The organism is Paraburkholderia sp. SIMBA_054 (assembly GCF_046534875.1).
Classification (GTDB): domain Bacteria; phylum Pseudomonadota; class Gammaproteobacteria; order Burkholderiales; family Burkholderiaceae; genus Paraburkholderia; species Paraburkholderia hospita.
In genome coordinates, this window is record NZ_JAWRXV010000126.1 from 1 (window position 1) to 9,395 (window position 9,395).

A 9,395-nucleotide genomic window follows, 5' to 3' on the forward strand; every position below is an offset into this window, starting at 1 on the left:
TCGGCATCAGTGAAACCGGTCTCGGTGAAGCAGAAAAAGCGAGATGTGCACAGAAATGTGCAGACAGCTTAGAGCGGTCATTCTTGCCGCATCGCCGCATTGGAAGTAGGCTTGTGGCCTTTCTTCACCGACCAGGGAACAGCAATGATCGTGTTCGTCACCGGCGCGTCCGCAGGGTTCGGCGCCGCTATCGCCAGGGCTTTCGTCAAGGGCGGCCATTGCGTGGTCGCGACCGCGCGCCGCAAGGATCGCCTGCAGGCCCTCGCCGACGAGCTCGGCGAAAACCTTCTGCCCTTCGAGCTCGACGTGCGCGACCGCGCAGCCGTCGAAGCCGTCCCCAACGCCCTGCCCGCCGACTTCGCCGCCGTCGACGTGCTCGTCAACAATGCCGGCCTCGCGCTCGGGCTCGAGCCTGCGCAACGTGCCGAGCTCGACGACTGGACGACGATGATCGATACCAACTGCACGGGCCTCGTGCAGGTCACGCGCGCCTTCCTGCCGGGAATGATCGAGCGCAGCCGCGGGCATGTGTTCAACCTGGGCTCGGTGGCGGGCACCTGGCCGTATCCGGGCGGCAACGTGTACGGCGCGACCAAGGCGTTCGTGCGCCAGTTCAGCCTGAACCTGCGCGCCGACCTGCACGGCACACCCGTGCGGGTGACGGACATCGAGCCGGGCCTGTGCGGCGGCACCGAGTTTTCTAACGTACGTTTCCGCGGCGACGACGAGAAGGCTGCCGGCGTCTATCAGAACGTCCAGCCGCTCACGGCCGAAGACATCGCCGATTCGATCTACTGGATCGCGACGCGCCCCGCGCACGTCAACATCAATACGATCGAACTGATGCCCGTCGCGCAGTCGTTTGCCGGCCTGAACATCCACCGCGGCTAGGTTTCGCGGGCGCGCCGCGTCGGCTGGATCGTGCAGCAGCGACGCGGCGCCCGTCGTGCAGCAGCGACGCGGCGCCCGTCGTGCAGCACGAACGCAATCGGACACGAAAGTGCCCGAAAATGCGGCGGGCTTTTGCGTTCCGGTAAAATGCGCGCCATGAATATGTCTGACAGTCAGTCCCGCGCGGAAATCGGCTTTGTCTGGCCGATTCGCGTGTATTACGAAGACACCGATGCCGGCGGCATCGTGTTTTACGCGAACTACCTGAAGTTTTTTGAGCGCGCGCGCACCGAATGGCTGCGCGCGTGCGGCGTCGATCAACGCAAGCTGGCCGAAGAATCGGGCGCGCTCTTCGTCGTGCGCAGCACCGCGCTCGACTATCGCGCGCCCGCCCGGCTCGACGACATGCTGCGCATCGTCAGCCGGATCGAGCGGCTTGGCCGCGCATCGGTGGATTTCGCTCAGGAAGCCTGGCGCGACGATACGCTGCTGGCAACGGGCGCGATTCGCGTCGGCTGTGTCGACTCGCGATCGATGAAGCCGGCCGCCATTCCTCCGCCGGTCCACGCCGCATTGCGGCGCGAACCGGGCCCCAGAGTGTCAACGACAAGTATTTGAGCGTCGTTGTTAGCTGGACAGTGAACTCGTAACGGTCACAACAAGACCAAGCATGGTTCGGCGAAGAACCCGCCGAAGCTTCCGGTTTGCCAACTGAATGCCAACCGAACGCTTCGACTCACCTTGCAGCCGGACGCCCCACCCGGGACGTTACAACGAACCTCTATGAACACTACACAAGATCTGTCGATCATTTCCCTCGTTCTCAATGCGAGTCTGCTGGCGCAGGCAGTGATGGCGCTACTGCTGCTGCTGTCGCTGATGTCGTGGACTTTCATCTTCCGCAAGTGGTTTGCGATCCGCCGCGCGCGGGCGCAGACTGAACGCTTCGAACGCGATTTCTGGTCGGGCGGCGACCTGCAGGCGCTGTATCAGAGCGCCGCGAACAACCGTCACACGATCGGCGCGCTCGAACGTATTTTCGAGTCGGGCATGCGTGAGTTCCTGAAGGGCAAGGAAAAGCGTCTCAACGATCCGGGCGCGATTCTCGACGGCGCGCGCCGTGCCATGCGCGCCGCATTCCAGCGCGAAATGGACGTGCTCGAAGCCAACCTGGCGTTCCTCGCATCGGTCGGCTCGGTCAGCCCGTATATCGGTCTGTTCGGCACGGTGTGGGGCATCATGAACGCGTTCCGCGGCCTCGCGAACGTCCAGCAGGCCACCCTCGCGAACGTCGCGCCGGGCATCGCCGAAGCGCTGACGGCAACGGCCATTGGCCTGTTCGCCGCTATCCCTGCCGTGGTCGCCTACAACCGCTACGCGCACGATATCGACCGCCTCGCGATCCGCTTCGAAACCTTCATCGAAGAGTTCTCGAACATCCTGCAACGTCAGGCCCATTAAGGAGTCCACGATGGCCGGTTCAGCCCGTTCCAGCATGCGCGGCAGCCGCTCGCGCCGCGCGATGGCCGACATCAACGTCGTCCCGTACATCGACGTGATGCTCGTGCTGCTCGTGATCTTCATGGTGACGGCCCCACTCGTGGCGCCGTCGATCGTGAACCTGCCGACCGTCGGCGGCGCCGCGCCGCAGCAGCAGACGCCGCCCGTCGTCGTCAACATCAAGGCGGACGGCAATATGAACGTCAAGTACAAGGACGACGCGGGCGCGACACAACAGGAGACGATGACGCAGGCCGACCTGCGCAGCTTCGTCACCGACCGTCAGGCATCGCATCCCGACCAGCCTGTCGTGATTGCCGCCGACAAAACCGTCAAGTATGAAGTCGTGATGAACGTGATGTCCGACCTGAAGGCTCGTGGCGTCAAGCGCGTTGGATTGCTCGTCAAATCGCAATGACCCGCCGACAGAAAAACGCCTACCCGCTTCGACCGCCGCGCGAGCGCGGCACGTGGCGCGCGTTCGCGCTCGCCGCGGTGATGCACGTGCTGCTGGGGTTCTTCCTGTATCACGGCATCCACTGGCAGAACAGCACGCCTGCGGGCGCTGAAGCCGAACTGTGGACAGAAGTGCCCGACGTGCCGACGCCGCGCCCCGTTGTGCCGCCGCCCGTGCCCGTGAGGCCCGCGCCGCAGGTCAACGACGAACAGGCTGATATCGCGCTGCAGGAAAAGAAACGCAAGCAGCAGGAAGCGCAGCGTCAGGCCGAACTTGCCGAACAGCAGCGTCAGCAGAAGCTGCAGGCCCAGCAGGAAGCCGAGGCGAAGCGCCAGCAGCAGCTCGCCGCCGATCAGGCCGCGGCAGCCGCCGCCGCGAAGCTCAGGCAGCAACAGCAGCAACAGGCCGACAAGCTCAAGCAGCAGCAACTCGCCCAGCAGAAGCAGGAGCAGTTGAAGAAGCAGCAGGAAGAGCAGAAGGAACAGCAAAAGGAACAGGAAGCGAAGCAGGCGCAAGCCGACGCGCAGGCCAAGGCTGACGCCGCGAAGGCCGCCAAGGCGAAGGCTGCCGCGCAGGCCGCCGAAGCCGCGAAGAAGCTCGACGCCGAGCGACGCCAGCGCCTCGCAGCCATGCAGGGCATGGCGGGCGGCGAAGGCTCGACGGGCAACGGTCTCGCGAAGAGTGGTACGGGCAGCGGCGCGGGCGGCAACGCCACGTCGCCGGGCTATGCGGAGAAGGTCCAGCGCCGCGTGCGTCCGAACATCATCTGGTCCGGCGATACGTCGGGCCTGCAAACGGTCGTCTCCGTGCGCTGCTCGCCGACGGGCACGCTGCTGAGCGCGACCGTCACCCGTAGCAGCGGGAACCAGGCGTGGGACGACGCCGCACTGCGGGCCGTCCAGCGGTCGGATCCGATGCCTCAGGACATCGACGGCAAGACGCCCGGCAGTTTTACGATCACGCTGCGTCCAGCCGCCTGACGCAGGCGTTTCCGATTCGCACGCTGTCGCGGGCGGACCGGGAACGAAATCTGCGCAGGTCGGTCTGTTTGTAGTCGTGAAGTGTTAGCAATTCGTTTTTTGGGGAATCTATACAGAATGAGTTTGATGACCAAGCTACGCCTGCGAGCGCTGGTAGCGTCGTGCCTGATCGCCGCCGGCGGTGCCGCCCATGCACAACTCAACGTCCTCGTGACAGGCGTCGGGTCCACCCAGTTCCCGATCGCCACGGCAAATTTTGCCAACGAGGCCAATTCTCCCCAGCAGATCAGCACGATCGTCCGCCAGGACCTTCAGCGCAGCGGTAAATTCACCAATATCGACGCTGGCAGCGCGCCCGTTTCGGAAGGCGATTCGGTCGATCTCGGCGCCTGGAAGGCCAAGGGCGCGAATGCGTTCGTGGCAGGCAGCGTCACCAAGCTGCCGAACGGCCAGTACCAGGTGCGCTTCAAGCTGTACGACACCGTCAACCAGCAAAGCCTCGGCGGCCTCGAACTGGTCAGCCCGGAAAGCGGCCTACGCATGAGCGCGCACAAGGTTGCCGACTACATCTACGCAAAGCTGATGGGCGGCCGCGGCGTGTTCGCGACCCGTCTGTCGTACGTGATCAAGACGGGCAACCGCTATCAGCTGCAGATTTCCGACTCGGACGGCCAGGACGCGCACATCGCCCTCTCCAGCCCCGAGCCGATCATCTCGCCGGCATGGTCGCCGGACGGCACGAAGGTCGCGTACGTGTCGTTCGAAAAGAAGAAGCCTATCGTCTACATCCACGATCTGCCTACGGGCCGCCGCGTCGTCGTGTCGGACCAGAAGGGCAACAACAGCGCGCCCGCCTGGTCGCCTGATGGCCGCACGCTCGCCGTCGCGCTGTCGCGCACCGGCAACACTCAGATTTTCGCCGTCAACGCCGACGGCAGCGGCCTGCGCCGCCTCACGCAAGGCAGCGCGATTGACACCGAGCCGTCGTACTCTCCTGATGGCCAGTTGATCTACTTCACGAGCGACCGTGGCGGCCAGCCGCAGATCTACAAGATGCCTGCCGGCGGCGAGTCCGCGGGCGGCGCGCAGCGCGTGACCTTCACGGGCAACTACAATACGAGTCCGCGCGTGAGCCCGGACGGCAAGCAGCTCGCATACATCTCGCGCACGGGCGGGGGCTTCAAGCTGTATATCCAGGATCTGCAGTCGGGCGTCGCGACGGCGCTCACCGACACCACACATGACGAATCGCCGAGCTTCGCGGCGAATGGTCAGTACATTCTTTACGCCACTCAGGTGAACGGCCGTGGCGTGTTGGCCGCAGTATCGACCGATGGTCGGACGCGGCAGGTCCTGTCCGTTCAGGGAGGCATCGTACGCGAGCCTTCCTGGGGCCCGTTTATGCAATAACACACAAGGAGAGTGAAGCATGATGTCCAAACTTCGTATCGCGTTTGCCGTGGGTATGGTCGGCGCGCTGGCTGCATGTCATTCGGGCGTCAAGCTCGACGAAAACGCCAACAAGGGTGGCGCGACGGGCACTCAGCCTAACCCGAACGATGTCGCCACGGTGAACGTCGATCCGTTGAACGATCCGAACAGCCCGCTGGCCAAGCGCAGCATCTATTTCGACTTCGACAGCTATTCGGTCAAGGACGACTACCAGCCGCTGCTGCAGCAACACTCGCAGTATCTGAAGAGCCATCCGCAACGTCACGTCCTGATCCAGGGCAACACCGACGAGCGCGGCACGAGCGAGTACAACCTGGCACTTGGCCAGAAGCGTGCTGAAGCTGTCCGCCGCTCGCTGTCGCTGCAGGGCGTTCCGGATTCGGAAATGGAAGCCGTGAGTCTGGGTAAAGAAAAGCCGCAGGCAACGGGTCATGACGAAGCTTCGTGGGCGCAGAACCGCCGCGCGGACCTCGTCTATCAACAGTAATAGGTGACAAGCCGTATGACGCCCCGTTTCTCCTGGCTGCGCATGGCCGCAGCCGCCTGCGTCGCGGGAACGGCCGTGATGGCCCTGCCCGCGCACGCAGGCATGTTCGACGACGATCAGGCTCGCCAGGCGATTCTCGATCTGCGCACCAAGACCGATAGTCTGTCGAGCCAGCTGTTGGCGGCTCAACGCACGATCCTCGATCAGTCCAACCGTCTCGACCAGTTGAACCAGCAGGTCGCGACGTTGCGCGGACAGAACGAGGACCTCGCCAATCAGCTCGCCACGTTGCAGAAGCAGCAGAAGGACTACTACACCGACCTCGACGGTCGTCTGAAGAAGTTCGAGCCGCAGCAGCAGACGGTCGACGGCGTCGAGGGCGCCGTGCAGCCGGGTGAAACGGATGCGTTCAACGCGGCTTCGCAGCAGTTCCGCAGCGGGGACTTCAAGAACGCGGCGACGTCGTTCCGCAGCTTTATCGCGAAGTACCCGCAGAGCCCATATCAGCCTACGGCACAATACTGGCTCGGCAACGCGCTCTACGCGCTGCGCGACTACAAGGGCTCGACGGCCGTGTGGCAAGGCGTCGTCCAGAAGTATCCGCAGCATCCGCGGGCGCCGGAAGCACTGCTGGCTATCGCGAACAACCAGCTCGAACAAGGTCAGAAGGCCGCTGCAAAGAAGACGCTCGAACAGATCGTCGCGCAGTACGGCGGCTCGGATGTCGCGCAGTCGGCGCAAAGCAAGCTTTCGCAGATCAAGTGATGTTGTGGCGTCCGGCACGAGCCGGGCGTGTAGTTGATGGACGCAGTAAAACGCGCAGTGTCGACTCTTCAATAACCGATGCGCGCGCCTCTCGCCGGAAAGCCCGGAGCCGCAAGGTTCCGGGCTTTTCTTTGTGTGGATCGCCTGCTGGCCGGCCGGCGTTGGTTGACACATATTGGCTCGACCGATATACTTCCGCTTCTCTTTTGGGTCGTTAGCTCAGCTGGTAGAGCAGCGGACTTTTAATCCGTTGGTCACAGGTTCGAATCCCGTACGGCCTACCAAAAGATTCAAGGGCTTAGCTTCGGCTAGGCCCTTTTTCTTTGCTCCGCAACTCTTCTCGCTCCGCAAACAGCCTGCATCGGCTTGCGAAAAGCGGGGGCAGGTATGGACCAGACGGCCCCTTGAGGTCGATACCACCACCTCTCCAGTGTTGGTATCGACCTGGGACAACATACCCATCAGCATTACGGTGATGTGGACATCCGTGACCCATTCACTCGCGCTGTGGCGAGTGGGTAACCGGCATCGGCATCAACAACTACTGGGGCGAGTCGCATCTGGACATCAGGCAAGTCGACGGCCACCCTGGTGTCTTCCGCCATGGATGGTGCGTGAACCCACTGCACTCGTGAGCGTCGCTCTCAAACCCGCTTGTCGCATCCGGTGTTAATCGAGTTGTCGCTTCTCATCGACGCAGCGATTCGCCTCCACATGCTTCCATCCCGATCATGCAAGGTTCGCGATCGGCAAAATGCTGGATGAATAGGAACAGCGAAGTACTGCGCAACACTGAAGCAGACGCTATGCATCGCTGCGAGAAATCGTGTGCGCTAGCGCACCGTATAGAAAACCTAAGAGCAAGGTAGCAGCCCGGCGAGTGCGCGACCGCACTATTCGCCGGAGGCTTCAATACGATACTTTGGTCAGTGCGCCTCTGAAAAGCCCACACGCCACAACAACGAAGCCAACAACACAAAAATGGGAGACCCGCCATGTGCGTCTCAGACCGTTATATTCGAGCGTTAGCAATCGCTATCCTGGGAGTCGTCCTGTCCGCCTGCTCGGCCGTGCCGGGCCAGCGGATGATCGTGCCGTCATCTATAGATGTCTCTGGCGGTCAATATAGTGGCGAGCCGCGACAACAGATCACGGTGCCGATCACCGATATCAACCTCGACGAAATTCAAAAGCTGCAGGACGCCGCAAAAGGCGACCTCTCACAGCAGGTGCAAACCATGTTGAATACCGCACGGTCCGACCCCCCGGGCTATGCGGTCGGGAAAGGCGATGTGCTGCAGATAACAGTCTGGGATCATCCGGAACTTGTTGCCGCGCTCGGTCAGCCCAATCCAAGCTCGCGACCTTCCGACGCCGCTCCCGGTTTTCTCGTCGATGATGAAGGGAACGTGCAGTTTCCCTACGCTGGCAGCGTGCACGTAGCGGGTCTGACTGTTAAGGAGATCCAGGCGAGAATCGCGTCACTGATCGCGAAAATATACAAGGATCCGCAGGTCACCGTACGCGTCGCGTCATTCCGCTGGGCACAGATATACATCGATGGCGAGGTGCGTGCACCAGGCCTGCAACAGATCAACGATATCCCAATGACGTTGCCGGAAGCGATTGGGCGCGCGGGTGGGTTCACGCCTAATGCAGACCAAAGCAGGGTCGACCTCATCCGGGACGATCAGACCATACGGATCAACATTCCAGACCTGATCGACGCCGGCCGGAATCCGGCGAGGATCATGCTGCAACGAGGCGACATGTTGCGGGTCGCTGCTCGCGACGAGAATGGCATCTACGTCATGGGCGAGGTGAACAGGCCCGCCACCATTTTGCCCATGAGGAGCGGCAAACTCACGCTTGCCGAAGCCCTCTCTCAGGCGGGCAGCCTGAACCAGAATACGGCGGAGGCAAATCAGTTGTTCGTCATTCGAGCCCCGTACGGCAGTGCCGGCAAACCTCAGATCTTTCATCTCGATGCCACCTCGCCGGTATCGATGATTCTCGCTAACCAGTTCGATCTCCACCCTAAGGATGTGGTGTTTGTAGACAACGGCGCGCTGGTCAAATTCAACCGTGTGCTGAATCTGCTCCTGCCAGCAATCAATGCTGGCCTTACGGCAGCGATCGTGACGAAATAATTGAACCCGGACGCAGGCTCCGCTCCAACCTCGATGCAAATTTTCGCCATGCCTTCGCGTTGCGAACCGGCGCGCCATTCCAACCGCCGCTGGTCGCCTGTTGATACGTTGCATCATTGTTATATCGGGCTGGTCTTCGTGCGCTAAGACCAGCCCTCACGTGGTGCGTGTCGGCGATTAAAGGCTCAACCGGTAAAGCAGGGCGCCGTCATGCCGCGCGAGCACAGCAAATCATCGGAGCAATTCTCTCTACGGAACGCCAATAAGCCATTGCACTGGAGAGAGACGGGAACGACAGCCACACTCACCTTCGCCGGCTAACCGGTGGGTTTTCGCGGGCGATCACGACAATTCCACGTCCAGCGTTACCACGCACGAGTCCGCGTCGCGCAACTTCCCGAAAAGCCCGGTTGACCGTGTTCAGATGGAAACCAAGGTCATCTGCAATTGAACGCTGCGAGGGAAGTCGATCGCCGGGAACGAATACGCCTTTCTTGATCGCTTCCTCGATCTGCGCAGCTATGGCGAGATATGGCGTCCCACACAGACGTGCGAAGTCCGGACGCCAATGCTTGTTTGCAGTCTTGTTCATGCTGAGCCTCAGAACACCGGGACCAGTTGACCGCAGCACCTGGATGAGCGTGAGCACGTAAATCGATGGGGCAATGAGCAACATAAATGATGTTCGAGGGACGAAGTAAAACGGGAGCGAT

10 protein-coding genes and 1 tRNA gene are annotated in these 9,395 nt (G+C 61.9%); 10 read left to right on the plus strand and 1 reads right to left on the minus strand.

Features of this window, described 5'->3' with window-relative positions:
- Positions 1-144: 144 nt before the first annotated feature.
- The 10 genes from ydfG to SB822_RS53805 all read left to right on the plus strand — a co-directional run bounded on the left by ydfG (position 145) and on the right by SB822_RS53805 (position 8,682).
- Entirely contained in the window at positions 145-891 is a 747-nt protein-coding gene (gene ydfG, locus SB822_RS53760) for a bifunctional NADP-dependent 3-hydroxy acid dehydrogenase/3-hydroxypropionate dehydrogenase YdfG (RefSeq protein WP_410858670.1), read from the plus strand.
- A 147-nt stretch (positions 892-1,038) separates the two neighbouring features.
- On the plus strand, positions 1,039-1,509 hold the full coding sequence (ybgC, locus tag SB822_RS53765) for a tol-pal system-associated acyl-CoA thioesterase (RefSeq protein WP_410858671.1): 471 nt from the start codon (positions 1,039-1,041) through the stop codon (positions 1,507-1,509).
- A 165-nt stretch (positions 1,510-1,674) separates the two neighbouring features.
- The gene (gene tolQ / locus SB822_RS53770; protein WP_007584943.1) at positions 1,675-2,352 is read left to right on the plus strand and encodes a protein TolQ; all 678 of its coding nucleotides are present in this window, start codon (positions 1,675-1,677) and stop codon (positions 2,350-2,352) included.
- 10 nt (positions 2,353-2,362) lie between these two features.
- The gene (tolR, locus tag SB822_RS53775) at positions 2,363-2,809 is read left to right on the plus strand and encodes a protein TolR (protein ID WP_007733411.1); all 447 of its coding nucleotides are present in this window, start codon (positions 2,363-2,365) and stop codon (positions 2,807-2,809) included.
- Positions 2,806-3,828, plus strand: coding sequence for a cell envelope integrity protein TolA (gene tolA / locus SB822_RS53780; protein WP_410858672.1), 1,023 nt, complete (start codon positions 2,806-2,808; stop codon positions 3,826-3,828). The genes tolR and tolA overlap by 4 nt, the downstream gene beginning before the upstream one ends.
- 117 nt (positions 3,829-3,945) lie before the next feature.
- Entirely contained in the window at positions 3,946-5,238 is a 1,293-nt protein-coding gene (gene tolB, locus SB822_RS53785) for a Tol-Pal system beta propeller repeat protein TolB (protein ID WP_410858673.1), read from the plus strand.
- Between the two features lie 19 nt (positions 5,239-5,257).
- Positions 5,258-5,767 carry a peptidoglycan-associated lipoprotein Pal gene (gene pal / locus SB822_RS53790; protein ID WP_410858674.1) on the plus strand — a complete coding sequence of 170 codons (510 nt, stop codon included), beginning with the start codon at positions 5,258-5,260 and terminating at the stop codon, positions 5,765-5,767.
- A gap of 15 nt (positions 5,768-5,782) precedes the next feature.
- Entirely contained in the window at positions 5,783-6,532 is a 750-nt protein-coding gene (ybgF, locus tag SB822_RS53795; RefSeq protein WP_410858675.1) for a tol-pal system protein YbgF, read from the plus strand.
- Positions 6,533-6,740: 208 nt separating this feature from the next.
- Positions 6,741-6,816: transfer RNA gene (locus SB822_RS53800), tRNA-Lys, on the plus strand.
- Positions 6,817-7,527: 711 nt separating this feature from the next.
- The gene (locus SB822_RS53805) at positions 7,528-8,682 is read left to right on the plus strand and encodes a polysaccharide biosynthesis/export family protein (RefSeq protein ID WP_410858676.1); all 1,155 of its coding nucleotides are present in this window, start codon (positions 7,528-7,530) and stop codon (positions 8,680-8,682) included.
- Between the two features lie 304 nt (positions 8,683-8,986).
- On the opposite strand, the gene SB822_RS53810 is transcribed toward SB822_RS53805, so the two are convergent.
- Positions 8,987-9,395 (minus strand): GntR family transcriptional regulator (locus SB822_RS53810; RefSeq protein ID WP_410858677.1); only part of this gene is annotated, 409 nt, incomplete at its 5' end.

What these genes read in the sequence shown, in the direction of transcription:
- SB822_RS53805 (WP_410858676.1), top strand. Translation starts at nt 7,528, where the DNA reads ATGTGCGTCTCAGACCGTTATATTCGAGCGTTAGCAATCGCTATCCTG.
- tolR (WP_007733411.1), top strand. Translation starts at nt 2,363, where the DNA reads ATGGCCGGTTCAGCCCGTTCCAGCATGCGCGGCAGCCGCTCGCGCCGC.
- tolA (WP_410858672.1), top strand. Translation starts at nt 2,806, where the DNA reads ATGACCCGCCGACAGAAAAACGCCTACCCGCTTCGACCGCCGCGCGAG.
- tolB (WP_410858673.1), top strand. Translation starts at nt 3,946, where the DNA reads ATGAGTTTGATGACCAAGCTACGCCTGCGAGCGCTGGTAGCGTCGTGC.
- tolQ (WP_007584943.1), top strand. Translation starts at nt 1,675, where the DNA reads ATGAACACTACACAAGATCTGTCGATCATTTCCCTCGTTCTCAATGCG.
- pal (WP_410858674.1), top strand. Translation starts at nt 5,258, where the DNA reads ATGATGTCCAAACTTCGTATCGCGTTTGCCGTGGGTATGGTCGGCGCG.
- ybgF (WP_410858675.1), top strand. Translation starts at nt 5,783, where the DNA reads ATGACGCCCCGTTTCTCCTGGCTGCGCATGGCCGCAGCCGCCTGCGTC.
- ybgC (WP_410858671.1), top strand. Translation starts at nt 1,039, where the DNA reads ATGCGCGCCATGAATATGTCTGACAGTCAGTCCCGCGCGGAAATCGGC.
- ydfG (WP_410858670.1), top strand. Translation starts at nt 145, where the DNA reads ATGATCGTGTTCGTCACCGGCGCGTCCGCAGGGTTCGGCGCCGCTATC.